Here is a 16,584-nt window from a genome sequence, read left to right as displayed (position 1 = left end):
TTTTCCTCCCTGATTTAAACTATTTATTTTCTCTTACAATGACTCTAGATCCATTTGTTTTTACAACCTTTACTGCTGTCCCAACTGTTAAGAAACTCCCCTCCGTTACAACGTCCAGACGTTCGTCTCCAAACTCCGCTATGCCCGATGGTCTAAGCGGAGTCACCGCTACACCTTCCATTCCAAGCAATTCTTCTCGAGTAGCATTTGAGACATACCCAAATTCTGACTTCGTTGAATCAGAAAGAACGATTTTTTTGAAGAAGCCACGATAGCCGAATAGCCGAATGAACAGATAAGAACCACCAATTGTAACCGTAACGGCAATAAGGACCGCAATTAAAACGTATTGCATCGATTGTCCTGAAGCAAGAACAACACTTGCTACAACGCCTACCGCCCCAAGAACGCCGAATATTCCAAAGCCAGGAATGAATATCTCGACGATGATCAGCACAACTCCGACAATCAATAGAAGAAGAGATTCCCATCCAGCAAAACCAGCAATCATATGACCAAAGAAGAACAGTAGAAGAGCGCCCGCTCCCATAAATCCTGGTACTCCAAATCCAGGTGAATACAGTTCCAATACAAGTCCCAAACTCCCTATAGATAATAAGATGGGAATAATAATAGGATTTGTAACAAAGCGTGCAATTCTCTCTGCAATACTAACTTCGGCATCCTTAAGATTTAGAACGCTTAGTAGTTCTGTGCGATCTTCTGCAGTCCCTTCGGCATATCCAACTTTCACTGCTTCCTGATCGTTAAGCGTTAAAAGCTCACCTTTAGGTGCATTATAATCCGGAAGATCTACATCAGGATCAGCCATTGCTAGCGCATACTTTGGATCTCGATCATTAAGTTCTGCGGCCGACTTCATAGCCGCATGCCAGAAAGACTCTGCTTTCTTTCCTGCCGTATTGCCAGATTGATCAATAATAGCAGCCGATCCCATAAGCGCTCCTGGTTCCATAATAATCTGATCCGCATTTAAAGCAATATAAGCGCCAGCTGAAAGTGCTCGATTCGTAACATATGCTGTAATCGGAACGTCTGATGCTTTCATAATCTTGGCAATATTATCAGCCGCATTCACTGCCCCTCCAGGCGTGTTAATTTCTAACACAATGTGATCTGCTCCCTGGTCCTCCGCATCCTGGATCGACCGTTTTAGAAATGCTTCCAACCCTCGCTCCACTTCCTGCTCAACAGGTATAAATGTAACGAGATCTCCTTCGCCTTCACCCAAAACTAACTCTCCAAAGAACGGAAGAAAAACCATCATCATGAAGCAAATACACATTAAAAACCTGACTATGTTTTTTCCGATAGTGATCCCTCCCTCCAACTTCCTAAGTATACGAATGAGATCATCATGAAGTTTCAATTTTATGTAGAAGAATATCTTTAGTATGACAAAAGGATTTAGAAAATACTAGTTTGAAATGGCATATGGATCGAAATTCTTTGAAATATGTCATTACTATTATTACTGCTCATTTGTTTCGTTTGTATGAGCGAGCGTTGATAAAAAAACACGCCCTGTTCATACAGGGCGTGTTTGCGCTTGATCATATTTATCCAACACTTAAGACATAACTAAGTTCATCTTCTCTTTAACAGGGAAGTGAACACCCAGTCAAGCCTTAAGGTCTGATTGTTTCAACTAGCCATCTTTAGAATAATATAATCTTCTAAAGTGACAGCATCACTTTATGATAAGTTTTTTTGTACAAGACGATTAACAAGTCCGCCGTCCGCTTTGCCTTTTACTCGAGGCATTAGCGCACCCATTACCATACCCATATCTTTCTTTGAAGACGCGCCAGTTTCAGAAATAACTTTCTGAACAATCTGGTCAACTTCTTCTTCAGAGAGTTGTTTCGGCAGGTAGACAGATAAAATCGACAGCTCTTCATCGAGATTCTGCACAAGATCACTTCGGCCAGCTTTTTCAAATTCAAGGAGGGAGTCTTTACGTTGCTTGACTTCGCGAGTGAGAACGGTAAGTTCTTCCTCTTCAGTTAAATCATGACCCAGTTTAATGGATTCATTCTGAATTGAAGATTTCACCATCCGAATAACAGATAGTTTGTTCTTCTCTTTGTTCTTCATCGCTACTTTCATATCTGCTGTTAAACGGTCATTTAGACTCACTGACCTAACACCCTCTCTTAGAACTTACGCTTTTTCCTTGCTGCCTCAGATTTCTTTTTACGCTTTACACTTGGCTTTTCATAGTGCTTGCGCTTCTTTACTTCAGCCATAGTGCCTTCTTTAGAAACCGTTCTCTTGAAGCGACGCAGAGCATCATCGATCGACTCGTTCTTACGCACGCGAGTTTCCGCCATCTCTATCCCTCCCTCCAAAACATAGACAATCATAACACATGACTTTCTAACAAAGACATGTCACCTGCAATTATAATACATCCCGTCCTGTTTATCAACATTTCTTTCGTATATTTTATTTCTTTTAGTCTTACTAAAGATTTTTTCGTCTTTCACTCATGATTGCTTTAAAACCGCAACTAAGAGAAAATTAACTATTTGAATGAGCGGTGGTTATAATGAAAACTTTTTTCCATAGCAATGAGAAAAAACGAGCATGTAACACGGATCCTGTCCATAAACTTTCATTGGAAAGGGGAAGTGCCTAAATTGAGTCAATATATTGCATCTTTCATCGTCTTCATTAGTATTTTTCTTTTTGGAATGGCTGTGCTCCGCGTTGGACTAAATACCATCTCCAGTTCCAGGCTACAAACATGGCTTTATCGGGCTGCTTCAACGCCTTTACGCGGACTTATTACCGGCGCTGTTATAACAGCCCTGTTACAAAGCAGCTCTGCTGTTATGGTCATTACAATAAGCTTAATTGCGGCTAAGCTGCTTACCTTTAGACAGTCAATTGGAATTATTCTTGGCACGAATATTGGGACTACCATTACAGCTGAATTAATGACTCTTAATCCTGATCAACTTGTCATACCGCTATTACTGAGCGGCTTTATCTTGCTTCAAGTTAGAAAACAGCTGCTTTTCAGCATTGGAACAGTTCTGTTCGGCTTAGGTTGTATTTTCGTTGCTATGCATGGGCTAGAAGCACTTGCTATACCTTTATCGACTTTATCATTTATTAAAGATGTTATCCATAATACGAATTCAAACCTTATGTATGGTATTGGAATTGGGACATTATTAACTGCAGTCATCCAATCAAGTACAGCAACAACGGGAATTACAATGAGCTTTATTAATCAGGACTTACTTACTCTTTCCTCAGCGATCGCCATCCTTTATGGAGCGAATATCGGCACTTGTATCACATTAGTCATAGCAAGTATCGGAAGCAGTGAAGAAGCTAAACTTGCTGCTTATGCTCACGTTTGGATAAACATTATAGGTGTAGTCATCTTCTATCCGTTAATAGGGATTTTTGGGACGATAGCTTCTACCCTTACTACCTTTCCTGACGTTCAACTTGCTCACGTTTCTATTCTCTTTAACGTCTTGTCTTCTTTACTATTTTTACCTGTAACTGGTTTGTTAGCACTATCAATTGAAAGAATACACTCAAAAAACATTTTAATATAAAGCTCGCGACTTCAGCATAAATTCTCGGGTTTCGTTCAATAGACTGTCACCTTATTATTTACTGAGAAAACCATAATCCCTATCCTTCATAATATCTAAAAAAACCCCATGACTTCTGTTAATAGAAGTCATGGGGTCGTTATATTAATAATCCGTATCCGCTGTTTCACCTTGAACAATTTTAACTCCAGCACTAGCTCCAATACGTGTAGCTCCTGCATCAATCATAGCTTGAGAACCTTCTAGGTCGCGAACTCCTCCAGAAGCTTTCACACCAATGTTCGGCCCAACTGTATTTCTCATTAATTTAATATCTTCAACTGTAGCTCCACCAGTTGAAAAACCAGTTGATGTCTTAACATAGTCAGCCCCAGCTTTTACCGAAAGCTCACACGCGCGTGTTTTTTCTTCATCAGTTAGAAGACAAGTCTCAATAATTACCTTAACAAGCGCCTTACCTTTCGCCGCTTCAACAACAGCTTTGATATCTTGCTCTACAAGGTCGTTATTTCCGTCTTTAAGTGCACCAATGTTAATAACCATATCTACTTCAGTAGCACCCTTTTGAATCGCATCATTTGTTTCGAAGGCTTTTGTTTCTGTTGTAACGGCTCCTAGAGGGAAACCAATTACTGTACAAACTTTAGCTTCAGCACCTTGCAACATTTCCGCAGCGAGGGAAACCCAAGTAGGATTAACGCAAACTGAAGCAAAATTAAATTCTCTTGCTTCTTCACAAAGCTTTTCGATCTGCGCTCTGCTAGTATCTGGTTTTAGTGCTGTGTGATCAATCATTTTGGCTAGTTCTTTATTCATGATAGTCATCCTTCCGATTCTGTTTTAGTTAGGCTAATTTAAGGGTTCAGCCCATTAGCTTAAAATGAAGCAACTGCAGCAGTTGGCTCGTCCTCGTTCATAACGCGAACAAACTGACCTTCATTATAAGGATATCCTGGTTTAGTGATTTTCACTTTAACAATTTTTCCAATCATTTCTTCAGATGCTTCGAAAATTACTTTCATATAGTTCGCTGAATAACCAACGAATAAGTTTGATTCCGGGTCATCCTTGTACTTCTCTTCTGGAATTACCTCAAGTACTTCACCTTCATAATGGGACGCGTACTCTTTCGCAAGTTGATTGGAAAGCTCAATTAAATGATGAACGCGCTTGTTCTTAACTTCATCATCAACCTGGTCTTCCATCCGAGCTGCAGGCGTCCCTGTTCTCTTTGAAAATGGGAAAACGTGAAGTTCCGAGAATTTATGCTTTGCAATAAAGTCATATGTCTCTTTAAATTCCTCATCTGTTTCACCAGGAAAGCCGACAATAACGTCAGACGTAATGGCTAATCCCGGAAGTGCTTTTTTCAAACGCTCTAAGCGCTCACCAAACATTTCCATCGTATACTTTCTTCTCATCCGCTGTAATACTGTATTGGATCCAGATTGAAGCGGTATATGAAGATGTGGAACAACTTTTTCAGATTGATTCAATACTTCGATCACTTCATCAGTTACCTGACTGGCTTCAATAGAAGAAATCCGAATTCGCTTAAGACCTTTCACTTTAGCATCAAGGTCACGAAGAAGCTGAGCAAAGTTGTAATCTTTCAAATCCTCTCCATACCCTGCTGTATGGATACCCGTTAGAACGATTTCTTTATAACCGGCATTAACAAGCTGTTGAGCTTGTGAAATGACCGCTTCCGGTTCACGAGATCTGAGAAGCCCTCTTGCCCAAGGAATAATACAGAAAGTACAGAAATTGTTACAACCTTCTTGAATTTTAAGAGAAGCTCGCGTGCGGTCTGTAAAAGCTGGAACTTCAAGCTCTTCATATACACGCGCTTTCATAATATTGCCTACGCCATTTACAGGCTCTCGTTCGCGCTTATACTGTTCAATATAATCAAGCATTTTAACGCGATCCTGTGTTCCTACAACAACATCCACTCCAGGAATAGCCATAATTTCTGCAGGTGACGTTTGAGCATAACAACCTGTTACACAAATGACGGCATCAGGATTTTTACGAATCGCACGACGAATAACCTGCCTGCTTTTTTTATCCCCAGTATTCGTTACTGTGCACGTATTAATAACATAAACATCAGATGCATGATCGAACTCAACGCGTTCATAATCATGATCTTTAAACAACTGCCATATCGCTTCAGTTTCGTAATGGTTTACTTTACAGCCTAATGTATGGAAAGCAACTGAAGGCATATAATCACCTCGTTAGTTCAAAATGATAAGAAACTGCTGCCAGCACGTACATGGCAGCCGTTTCTGTTCGCAAAATCCTTGGACCAAGTCCACATGAAGCAAAACCAGCTTGAATTAAACTCGCTACTTCATTATCTGAAAGTCCGCCCTCTGGTCCAAATACGACCATTATTCGGTCATTCACATTTGCCTCGTGAAGCGTCTGAACAAGCATAGCAGTTTCTCCTGCTCTCGCTTCCTCTTCATAAGCAATTAATTTATAATCATAAGACTCACTTGCTTTAATAAGTGATGAAATGGAACAAGGCATTTCAATCGATGGAATGGTTGTTCGATGGGATTGTTCAGCCGCTTCTTTCGCAATTTTTTTTAGTCTCTGCAACTTTTTAGCGCTTTTTTGCTCATCCCATTTTACAATAGAACGCTCAGCTTTAAAAGGGATAAACTGATCTGCACCTAGTTCTGTGCCCTTTTGTATAACAGTTTCTAATTTATCTCCTTTAGGCAGTCCTTGAACAATTGTAACATGAACAGGGAGTTTTTTTTGTTCCTCCAACCATTCTAATGGAACAGCTTTGATTAAGTCCGAATTAATTTCTTCTAATTCGCATAGGGCTGATTTACCGTCTTCAGTGCAACATATGATGTTGTCGCCCACTGTCATTCTCATCACTTTCGAAATGTGCTTCACATCTTCCCCTTCAATAGCAACGTAATCGTCTTGAACTTGAGAGGCAGAAATAAAATATCGTTGCATCGTTCTACCTCCTTACTCGTGGGGTTTTCTGGCAATAAACGCAACCCAATCTTCCATTTGGAGCGTTTCTTCGATGATAAGACCCTGTTCAATAATCGACTGTTTTACTTCCTGCTTTTTCGCAGAGATAATACCCGAGGTGATAAATGCACCACCTGGTTTAAGGACGCGAGCCACATCGTCTGTAAAGCGAATAATAATTTCTGAAAGTAAATTAGCGACAATGACATCGTAAGTTTCATCAATACCCTCAAGAAGATTATTTTGACTGACATTAATTTTGTGATGAACTTTATTTAATTTAGTATTTAACGCAGCACTTTTAACAGCTATTTCATCAAGGTCAAGAGCATCAACTGATTCAGCGCCAAGACTAGCAGCCGCGATACTTAAAACACCTGACCCCGTACCAACGTCAATCACACGCTGACCCGGCTCAATAATCTTTTCAAGCGCTTGAACACACAATACCGTTGTCGGATGTGTTCCTGTACCGAAAGCCATACCAGGATCAAGCTCAATAATAATTTCATCTGTTGTGACAGGCTTGTAATCTTCCCATGTGGGTGTAATCGTAATTCGTTCAGATATTTTGACAGGTTTATAATATTTTTTCCACGCTGTAGCCCATTCTTCCTCATTCACTTCACTGATTTGAACAGTGTTATGCCCTAAATCAATATCGTAGACAAGTAGCCCATTAATCGCTTCTTTAATTTGTTCAACCGTTTCACCAAGAAAACTATTGACAGGCAAGTAAGCTTTCAAGATAACGCCTTCTTCAGGATAATCATCTGGATTGAGCTGATAAACCTCTCCGAAAGTAGTATCCCATACTTTCACAAGATCCATTGGGTCTTCAATGACTACCCCACTGGCACCTGCTTCATGTAGAATGTTTGATACTGCTTCAATTGCTTCGTTTGTCGTATGAATGCTTATCTCAGACCATTTCATTCATTGCCCACTCCTCTTTTGGATCCTTTTTTTCGGAAAGGAAACAGGCAGGCCACTTGAAATAGTAGCCTGCAATCTGTTACCAGCTTTCACCTTACTTATTCTCCTTTGAACGCCTTTTTCACTTTAGAGAAAAAATTCTCATGCTGTTCGTCAGGTACCTGTCCTGAAATTTCACTAAACTCCCGTAGAAGCTCTTTTTGTCGATCAGTTAAGTGCTTAGGAGTAATCACTTGAATTTTAACATGTTGATCTCCCTGGCCATAACCACGTACGTTCTGAATACCTTTCCCTTTCAAACGGAAATTAGTTCCACTTTGTGTACCAGCTGGCACTTTAAGCTTCACTTTACCATGAAGGGTCGGCACTTCAATTTCATCTCCAAGACCTGCTTGTGAGAAGGTGATCGGCATCTGACATAACACATCATCGCCACTACGTTCGTAAAAGTCATGTGATCTCACATAAACAACTACAAATAAGTCTCCTGGAGGTCCACCGTTAACGCCAGCTTCCCCTTTTCCAGTTATGCGGATTTGTTGACCTTCATCGATTCCTGCAGGGAGTTTAACGTGAATTTTCTTTTTCACTTCAACTTTCCCTTTACCGCGACACGTCTTACACTTATCTTTAATAAGTTTGCCTGTACCTTCACAGTGATGACATACGCGACGATTAACTACTCGGCCAAACGGAGTATTTTGCTCCACATTCAACTGACCAGCGCCACCACAGTGTGAACAAGTTTCAGGTGAAGTTCCTGGTTTTGCCCCAGAACCATCACATGTTGAACATTCTTCTTCTTTCGGAATAAAGATATCCGTCTCTTTACCAAATGCCGCTTCTTCAAAAGTTAGTTCCATTGAATACTGAAGGTCAGCACCCTGTCTCGGAGCATTTGGATTACGGCGACCTCCGCCACCAAAGAACATATCAAAAATGTCGCCAAAGCCACCGAAGTCAGCTCCTCCGCCACCAAATCCTTGATTTGGATCTGTGTGCCCAAACTGATCGTACTGAGCTTTTTTCTGAGAGTCACTTAATACTTCATAAGCTTCCGTCACTTCTTTAAACTTCTCATCTGCACCCGGCTCCTGGTTGATGTCTGGGTGATATTGCTTAGCAAGCTTTCGATAAGCTTTTTTCAGCTCGGCATCAGAAGCATCCTTACTAACGCCCAGCACTTCATAATAATCTCGTTTACTCATCGTATCCACTCCCGATTCTCTTCACATAACGTTTATCATATCATTGAGTTTATACGCTCTGCAATACTCTATCGTAAGCACCAGTGAACGCTAATAGTAAATTGGGTAAAGTTGGATAATAACCTCAAAAGTTAATTGGTGAATATTACCTCAACTATCACTCTCACCCGATTTTTAGAATTTTTCAAGTATAGAGAAAACGTGACCTGTGATTAGTTATTGTTCAACTGCAACCAACATTCTTAGCATACGTATTATATAGAATTGAATGGATTGCATTTCATTTTAAACGAAAAAAGTCAAAGTCAAGATACGCCTGACTTTGACTTTTTTTCGTATCATCTTCTTACTTTTTGTCGTCGTCTACCTCTTCATACTCAGCATCAACGACGTTATCATCAGCTTGTTCAGCTCCGCCTTCTTCGCCAGCTTGAGCCTGTTGAGCTTGTGCAGCCTGCTCATAGACTTTCATTGATAAGGCTTGAACGATTTCTTGAAGCTCATCTTTCGCAGTGCGAATTGCTTCAATGTCATCATTTTCAAGAGCTGCTTTCACTTTATCTTTTGCTTCATTAGCTTTTGTCACTTCTTCTTCCTCTACTTGACCTTCAAGGTCTTTTAGAGTTTTATCAGTAGTGAATACGAGCTGATCAGCTTCGTTACGTGTTTCAACTTCTTCACGACGCTGCTTATCTTCTTCAGCGTTAGCTTCAGCGTCTTTCACCATGTTTTCAATTTCGTCATCTGAAAGACCACTTGAAGATTTGATTGTAATAGACTGTTCTTTATTCGTACCAAGATCCTTCGCACGAACGTTCACGATACCGTTTTTGTCGATATCAAATGAAACTTCGATTTGCGGAGTTCCTCGTGGAGCTGGAGGAATGTCAGTTAACTGGAAGCGACCAAGAGTCTTGTTATACTGGGCCATTTCACGCTCACCTTGCAGTACATGAATGTCAACTGATGGCTGGTTATCAGCAGCAGTTGAGAATGTCTGTGACTTACTAGTTGGAATGGTTGTATTACGTTCAATAAGCTTCGTAAATACGCCACCCATTGTTTCAATACCAAGAGAAAGTGGAGTTACGTCAAGAAGAACAACGTCCTTCACATCACCAGCAATTACACCAGCTTGAATTGCAGCACCAAGAGCAACAACTTCATCAGGGTTAACGCCTTTATGTGGATCCTGTCCAGTTTCTTTTTTAATAGCATCTTGTACTGCAGGAATACGAGTAGAACCACCAACAAGAATAACTTTATCAAGTTCAGATGGTGACATTCCAGCATCTTTAAGAGCCTGGCGAGTAGGTGCCATTGTACGTTCTACAAGATTTGCAGAAAGCTCTTCGAACTTAGCACGAGTCAGGTTAAGCTCAAGGTGTTTAGGTCCTGAAGCATCTGCTGTGATAAATGGAAGAGAAATTTGCGTTTGTGCTACGCCTGAAAGATCTTTCTTCGCTTTTTCAGCAGCGTCTTTCAAACGTTGTAGTGCCATTTTATCCTGACCTAGGTCAACACCAGTATCTTTCTTAAATTCAGCTACTAGATGATCGATAATAACTTGGTCAAAGTCGTCACCACCAAGACGGTTATCACCAGCAGTAGACTTAACTTCAAATACGCCTCCGCCAAGTTCAAGGATCGATACGTCAAAAGTACCGCCACCAAGGTCAAATACTAGGATTGTTTGATCTTCATCTTCTTTATCAAGACCGTAAGCAAGCGCTGCAGCAGTTGGTTCGTTTACAATACGCTCTACTTCAAGTCCAGCGATTTTACCAGCGTCTTTTGTTGCTTGACGCTCAGCATCGTTAAAGTAAGCAGGCACTGTAATAACCGCTTTTTCAACGCCTTCACCAAGATAATCTTCAGCGTAAGATTTTAGCTTCTGAAGAATGATCGCAGAAATTTCTTGAGGAGAAAATGATTTACCCTCAACGTCTTCTTTATGATCAGTACCCATATGACGCTTAATGGATTGAATTGTGTTTGGGTTTGTGATTGCTTGACGCTTCGCAACTTCACCTACTAGACGTTCTTCATCTTTAAATGCAACGACAGATGGAGTTGTACGGCTACCTTCCGGGTTCGGGATAACGGTAGCTTCTCCGCCTTCCATTACTGCAATACAAGAGTTTGTTGTACCTAAGTCAATACCGATAATTTTACTCATTACATTCTACCTCCTATTTCTTAATATGTAGTTAAGAGCTTACCTTTACCATTGCTGGTCGAAGGACGCGATCGTTTAGTTGATAGCCTTTTTGTAAGACCTCTACAACCACATCTGAATCATGTTCATCTGATTCAACCTGCATGACAGCCTGATGGAGATGCGGGTTGAATGCTTCTCCTACAGAACCAATTTCTTCGACACCTTCATTAGCAAGTGCCTCTTTCAACTGACGATACACCATTTCCATTCCGGTAAGCAATGACGTTACTTGCTCACTATCGCTTTGAACAGCTAGTGCACGTTCGAAATTATCCATAGCTGGGAGTAACCCTTCAGCTAATTTTTGAGAACGGTATTTTGCATCTGCATTTCGTTCTTCACGCGTTCTGCGGCGGAAGTTATCGTATTCTGCCTGAGTGCGCATATATTTATTCTCAAGCTCTTCAACCTGCTGTTGCAAGTTCTCAAGCTCTTCATTTTCATTGGTTTCAGATACTTCAATCACTTCAGGTTCATCATTCTCTTCAGCATTTTGCTCAAGATTCTCTTCCTCTTCAGTTAGAAGTTCTTCTTCCTCTTGATGACTGTTTTGCTTTTCCACGAATTTCACCTCCCTAACGAAATATAACAAATCTTTCTCCCATAGAAAAGGATGGAAGAAATGTTTCTCCCACCTTCTTCACTATTACCAATTTACCAGTGTTTGAAACTTTGATATCGATCGGTCAAGGTTCGAGTAAGATCATTTGCTAGAAAACCAAGAATACTCATTGAACGATGATATTCCATTCTAGTTGGCCCAAGCAAAGCGATAGAGCCCATTCGCTTGCCTTCTATGAAATAGTCGGCGGTTACGATGCTACAATGCTGCATCGCCTCAAGATCATTTTCCTGACCAATTTTAACTTCAATTCCATTTTTCTCAGGTCGAAGTATGTTATACATAACGTCTTCTTGTTCAAATGTATTAAGTAACAACCTGACTTTATCAATATCTTTGAATTCAGGCTGGGTCAGAATATTAGTCTTGCCTCCGTAATACACTTTTTCAGCATTGGTATAGAGAAAAAGATTTTCAAGCATTGTATTAACCTGATTATAATTCTCAATATGTTTCTTTAAGACAGTTGCCATTTCTTTCATCATAGTCGACTTCAAGGAGATTAGTGGAACGTCCTTCAAGCGTTCATTCATGATGTTCACAACTTTTTCAATATCAGACATACTGACCGAAGGCGGGATTTGCATCGTTCGGTTCTCGACATGTCCACTGTCAGCCACCAAAATCACAACGGCCGTATCCTTTGACAAGGGAATGATCTGAATTTGTCGAAGTTTCGTTTCAAATACTTCAGGTCCAAGAATAATGGACGTATATTGAGTTAGCTCTGATAGTATTCCAGCAGATTGTTGAATCACTTTCTCTACTTCCACCATTCTCTCCGCAAAAAGAGAATGAATGTTATTCACATCTTTTTTCGAAAGCACAGGTGGAGACAGAAGATGATCAACATAAAAACGATATCCCTTTTCAGAAGGTACTCTTCCAGAAGAACTATGTGTCTTCTCGATATAGCCCATCTCTTCAAGGTCCGCAAGTTCATTACGAATGGTTGCAGAACTGAAAGTCACATCTTCACGCTTAGAAATCGTGCGTGATCCAACAGGCTCAGCCGTTTGAATGTAGTCATTAATCAATAACTGCAAAATGAATAGTTGACGTTCTGTTAACATCTCCTCATCACCTCTGTTAGCACTCTAATGTGCTGAGTGCTAAATCTATTAATAAGGTAACAGAAACTTATTTTAGTTGTCAATCATTACGTTAATCATTATTGTGACTAAACATTTCCAACAATAGAAAGGCTTTTAATTATCGCTTTATCGGGGTACTCTGAAGACCACCATCACTACCTTAGTTAACAACCTAAGGGCCTAATTGACAACGATGTCACTAGATAGCAAGAAATTCTTGAAATACTTCATTGCCTAAAAAGAAGCCTTGCTCTGTCAATGCAATATGTGATCCAGTATCTTTCAAGAGGTCGCTTCGGACTAATTTTTCAATTTGCTCACTAAAAACTTCCTCAATCGACTGATTAAATTTATACTTAAACGTCTCTTTTGAAACGCCCTCTCTCATTCGAAGGCCCATAAACATTTCTTCTTCCATTCGTTCGTTTTTCGTTAGAACATTGTCATCCATATACGGAAAATTGTTCTCATCTATTTTAGTCATATATTGCTTAAGCGGACCAGCATTTGCTCGTCGTACCCCATCAATATAGCTGTGAGCACCCGCACCTATTCCATAATACTCATTATTCTTCCAGTACGTTATGTTGTGTCGGCTCTCGTATCCAGGCTTTGCGAAGTTACTAATCTCATATTGCATAAGACCAGCTTCCTCAAGGCGTTTCATTAGAAGCTCATACATATCAGCTTCAGCTTCTTCTGTTGGAAGAGGCAATTCTCCTTTACGCCATTTGTTATAGAACACTGTTTTCTTCTCTACCTGCAAGGAATAAGAAGAAATATGAGTAATCCCTAATTCAATTGCTTTTGTAATTGACTCTGAGAATTGTTCAATAGTTTGTTCTGGTAATCCGAACATCAGATCTAGTGAGAGGTTAACAAAACCCTCACTCTGTGCCATCTGAACAATTTCTCCGATTTCTTCAACGGAATGACCTCTGCCAAGCTTGTTTAGAAGCGTATCTTGGAATGCCTGAGCTCCGATACTTAATCGATTCACACCGTACTTCTTCATAATTCGAAGTTTCTCAGATGTGACACTCCCAGGATTTGCCTCCATTGAAAACTCGAGGTGCTCGGATACATACGGACCAAAGCGTTCTTGAACGTCTTTTAAAAATCGCTCAAGCTGCGCTTCATTTAATGCTGTAGGTGTTCCTCCACCTACAAATATTGTGTCTATTCGATTGGTCGGGAATCGTTCCAATGTATTTTTCATTTCAGTATCCATATGAGCTAAATAGTCATCCACAGGCTGACCTTGCATAAAAACTTTATTAAAATCACAATAGTGGCATATATAGTCACAGAACGGAATGTGTAAATAAACAGCGTTAACCATTTCAATCACTGCTTTCTGGCATAATGTAAAGACCGCAGAAACGCTCTGCGGTCTTCTAACCTACATAGTATAAAAATCAACTCAGCACTTCAACTAAAGTACCTTAATTATTCTTCGTGTTATCCTGACGGAGGACAGCCATAAATGCTTCTTGAGGCACTTCTACTTTACCTACCGTTTTCATTCGTTTCTTACCTTCTTTTTGTTTTTCAAGTAGCTTACGCTTACGAGAAATATCTCCACCGTAACATTTTGCTAGTACGTTTTTACGCATAGCTTTGATTGTAGAACGGGCAACAATTTTCTGTCCAATAGAAGCCTGAATCGGGACTTCAAATTGCTGTCTTGGGATAAGGTCTTTCAACGTCTCAGTAATGTCTTTACCACGATCATAGGCAAAGTCTCTGTGAACGATAATGGATAGTGCATCAATTGTCTCCCCATTAAGAAGAATGTCCATTTTAACAAGGTTTGAAGCTCTATACCCAATTAATTCGTAGTCGAAGGACGCATAGCCTTTCGTACTTGACTTCAATTGATCAAAGAAATCATAAACAATTTCGGAAAGGGGAATATGATAAACAATATTCACACGACTTTCATCCATATATTGCATATCGATAAAGTCACCGCGTTTACCTTGACATAACTCCATAATAGCACCGACATAATCATTAGGTGACATAATTGTCGCCTTTACATATGGTTCTTGCACTTCCGCAATAGATTGCGCATCAGGCATCATTGCAGGGTTATCGATAATCACTTCTTCTCCGTCTGTAAGTTTAACTTGATAAATAACACTCGGAGCCGTCGTAATCAAATCAATGTTAAATTCTCGTTCAATCCGCTCCTGCACGATTTCCATATGAAGAAGTCCAAGAAAACCACAGCGGAAACCAAAGCCGAGGGCTTGAGATGTTTCTGCTTCGTATTGAAGCGAAGAATCGTTTAACTCAAGACGTTCAAGAGCCTCGCGGAGATCATTGTATTGCGCTGAGTCTACTGGATAAAGACCACAGTATACCATTGGATTCATTCTCCGATAACCAGGTAGAGGAGTTGCAGCAGGATTTTTCACAGCTGTAATTGTATCCCCTACACGAGAATCTCCCACATTCTTAATCGCTGCAGTAAGGAAACCAACATCGCCGACAGAAAGTTCTTTCTTAGATACCGGCTTAGGATTAAACACGCCAAGCTCATTTACTTCAAATTCTTTACCTGTCGCCATCATACGGATCTTATCGCCGACCTTAACAGATCCCTCTGTTATACGAATATAAGCAACTACTCCCCTATATGGATCATAAAGAGAATCAAAGATAAGCGCTTGAAGCGGCCCTTCAGGATCTCCTTGTGGAGCGGGTACTTTCTCCACAATTTGTTCTAGAATGTCTTCTATACCAATTCCAGACTTAGCTGAAGCAAGTACTGCGTCAGAAGCATCCAAACCAATTACATCTTCTACTTCTTGCCTCACTCGTTCAGGCTCAGCACTCGGTAAATCGATCTTATTAATAACTGGAAGGATTTCTAAATCATTGTCAAGAGCAAGGTAAACGTTCGCTAGCGTTTGAGCTTCAATTCCCTGTGCTGCATCAACAATTAATAATGCTCCTTCACAAGCTGCCAGGCTCCTAGATACTTCATAAGAGAAGTCGACATGTCCTGGTGTATCGATTAAATGAAAAATGTACTCTTCTCCATCTTTCGCTGTATAAGTAAGCTGAACAGAATTCAGTTTAATCGTAATTCCTCTTTCACGTTCGAGATCCATCGCATCGAGCGTTTGAGCTTTCATTTCACGGTCAGTTAACGCACCTGTCCGTTCTAAAATGCGGTCTGCAAGAGTCGATTTTCCATGGTCGATATGAGCAATAATGGAAAAATTTCGAATCCTGGACTGTCTTTTCAATTTTTCTTCAAGGTTCATCTACAATCACTCCTAAGGCGAAACTACGCTAGTATAGATTATAGCAATACCGCTGTCCAGATTCAATCCGGAATCCATCCATTTACATAGACTATGAATTTCTCTTAGAAATTCCTCTCTTTTTTTACAAGAAAGAATAACACTCTGTGACGTTTCAAGACTCAAATAATATATTAAATAGCTTAGCTTTATTAGCTTATACTTTCGGTTCTCGATTTTTAACATAGCCAATAATTTAAAAAAAGGCCGCAAATGCGACCATTATTATTTAAAAAAAGAAAGAAGTGTCGTAATTAATGTGAATACAAACGCTAAAAGGGTTTTAATTAATGCTGATAACCAGTTACTAAGCTTTGAACCGAGGTCTCCTAGCACATTAAATTCATTTGCACCTTCTAACGTTTCTTGTTTATTTTGGAGATCGCTTTGTGTAATGGATGTTCCTAAAATTTCAGCTTCAACACCATTAGATGCAGTCTTGATTTGAAAAGCTCCAGTACTCTCATAATCCTGCATATGATTCATATTTCTAGAAGCTTGTTCCATTCCAAGAAGCACTCCAAACAAAAGCAATGAAACAAGAAGAAAACATTTAAGAAAAAAAGATGCCATCACTT

Annotated in this window: 15 protein-coding genes; 1 reads left to right on the top strand and 14 read right to left on the bottom strand. The window is 40.1% G+C overall.

The features are described 5' to 3' along the window. Positions 1-19 precede the first annotated feature (19 nt). The 3 genes from Q4550_RS03995 to rpsU form a co-directional block, all read right to left on the bottom strand. Complete coding sequence (locus Q4550_RS03995; protein WP_483298554.1) at positions 20-1,306, bottom strand: NfeD family protein; 1,287 nt, start codon at positions 1,304-1,306, stop codon at positions 20-22. A gap of 410 nt (positions 1,307-1,716) precedes the next feature. Further along, on the bottom strand, positions 1,717-2,160 hold the full coding sequence (locus Q4550_RS03990) for a GatB/YqeY domain-containing protein (protein WP_194219507.1): 444 nt from the start codon (positions 2,158-2,160) through the stop codon (positions 1,717-1,719). A gap of 17 nt (positions 2,161-2,177) precedes the next feature. Continuing rightward, a complete protein-coding gene (gene rpsU / locus Q4550_RS03985; protein ID WP_048312787.1) occupies positions 2,178-2,354 on the bottom strand; it encodes a 30S ribosomal protein S21 in 177 nt (58 codons plus the stop codon). 309 nt (positions 2,355-2,663) lie between these two features. On the opposite strand from rpsU, the gene Q4550_RS03980 reads away from it, so the two are divergent. Continuing rightward, complete coding sequence (locus tag Q4550_RS03980) at positions 2,664-3,599, top strand: Na/Pi symporter (RefSeq protein WP_303530551.1); 936 nt, start codon at positions 2,664-2,666, stop codon at positions 3,597-3,599. Between the two features lie 144 nt (positions 3,600-3,743). Here Q4550_RS03980 and deoC read toward each other — a convergent pair whose 3' ends face one another. The 11 genes from deoC to Q4550_RS03925 form a co-directional block, all read right to left on the bottom strand. Continuing rightward, positions 3,744-4,415 (bottom strand): deoxyribose-phosphate aldolase, encoded by a 672-nt coding sequence (gene deoC / locus Q4550_RS03975; RefSeq protein WP_283153959.1) that lies wholly within the window; start codon positions 4,413-4,415, stop codon positions 3,744-3,746. A 59-nt stretch (positions 4,416-4,474) separates the two neighbouring features. After that, entirely contained in the window at positions 4,475-5,830 is a 1,356-nt protein-coding gene (mtaB, locus tag Q4550_RS03970; protein ID WP_303530548.1) for a tRNA (N(6)-L-threonylcarbamoyladenosine(37)-C(2))-methylthiotransferase MtaB, read from the bottom strand. 4 nt (positions 5,831-5,834) lie between these two features. Continuing rightward, positions 5,835-6,587, bottom strand: a complete 753-nt coding sequence (locus Q4550_RS03965) for a 16S rRNA (uracil(1498)-N(3))-methyltransferase (RefSeq protein WP_303530547.1) — start codon at positions 6,585-6,587, stop codon at positions 5,835-5,837. A gap of 12 nt (positions 6,588-6,599) precedes the next feature. Continuing rightward, positions 6,600-7,544: a 50S ribosomal protein L11 methyltransferase gene (gene prmA, locus Q4550_RS03960; protein WP_194219502.1), complete on the bottom strand. Its 945-nt coding sequence runs from the start codon at positions 7,542-7,544 to the stop codon at positions 6,600-6,602. 98 nt (positions 7,545-7,642) lie between these two features. Then, entirely contained in the window at positions 7,643-8,752 is a 1,110-nt protein-coding gene (gene dnaJ, locus Q4550_RS03955; RefSeq protein ID WP_303530546.1) for a molecular chaperone DnaJ, read from the bottom strand. A gap of 346 nt (positions 8,753-9,098) precedes the next feature. After that, the gene (dnaK, locus tag Q4550_RS03950; protein WP_194219500.1) at positions 9,099-10,931 is read right to left on the bottom strand and encodes a molecular chaperone DnaK; all 1,833 of its coding nucleotides are present in this window, start codon (positions 10,929-10,931) and stop codon (positions 9,099-9,101) included. 31 nt (positions 10,932-10,962) lie between these two features. Continuing rightward, complete coding sequence (gene grpE, locus Q4550_RS03945) at positions 10,963-11,535, bottom strand: nucleotide exchange factor GrpE (RefSeq protein ID WP_194219499.1); 573 nt, start codon at positions 11,533-11,535, stop codon at positions 10,963-10,965. A gap of 92 nt (positions 11,536-11,627) precedes the next feature. Next, complete coding sequence (hrcA, locus tag Q4550_RS03940) at positions 11,628-12,668, bottom strand: heat-inducible transcriptional repressor HrcA (RefSeq protein WP_226614406.1); 1,041 nt, start codon at positions 12,666-12,668, stop codon at positions 11,628-11,630. 220 nt (positions 12,669-12,888) lie between these two features. Continuing rightward, positions 12,889-14,031 (bottom strand): radical SAM family heme chaperone HemW, encoded by a 1,143-nt coding sequence (gene hemW, locus Q4550_RS03935; RefSeq protein ID WP_303530545.1) that lies wholly within the window; start codon positions 14,029-14,031, stop codon positions 12,889-12,891. Positions 14,032-14,134: 103 nt separating this feature from the next. Continuing rightward, positions 14,135-15,967: a translation elongation factor 4 gene (gene lepA, locus Q4550_RS03930; protein ID WP_194219497.1), complete on the bottom strand. Its 1,833-nt coding sequence runs from the start codon at positions 15,965-15,967 to the stop codon at positions 14,135-14,137. A gap of 264 nt (positions 15,968-16,231) precedes the next feature. Beyond that, positions 16,232-16,579, bottom strand: a complete 348-nt coding sequence (locus tag Q4550_RS03925; protein ID WP_303530544.1) for a DUF3679 domain-containing protein — start codon at positions 16,577-16,579, stop codon at positions 16,232-16,234. Positions 16,580-16,584 lie beyond the last annotated feature (5 nt).

It is taken from the genome of Anaerobacillus sp. 1_MG-2023 (assembly GCF_030547345.1).
Classification (GTDB): domain Bacteria; phylum Bacillota; class Bacilli; order Bacillales; family Guptibacillaceae; genus Guptibacillus; species Guptibacillus hwajinpoensis_B.
Note: the sequence above shows the minus strand (reverse complement) of the source record. Positions and strands in the feature narration are given on the sequence as shown.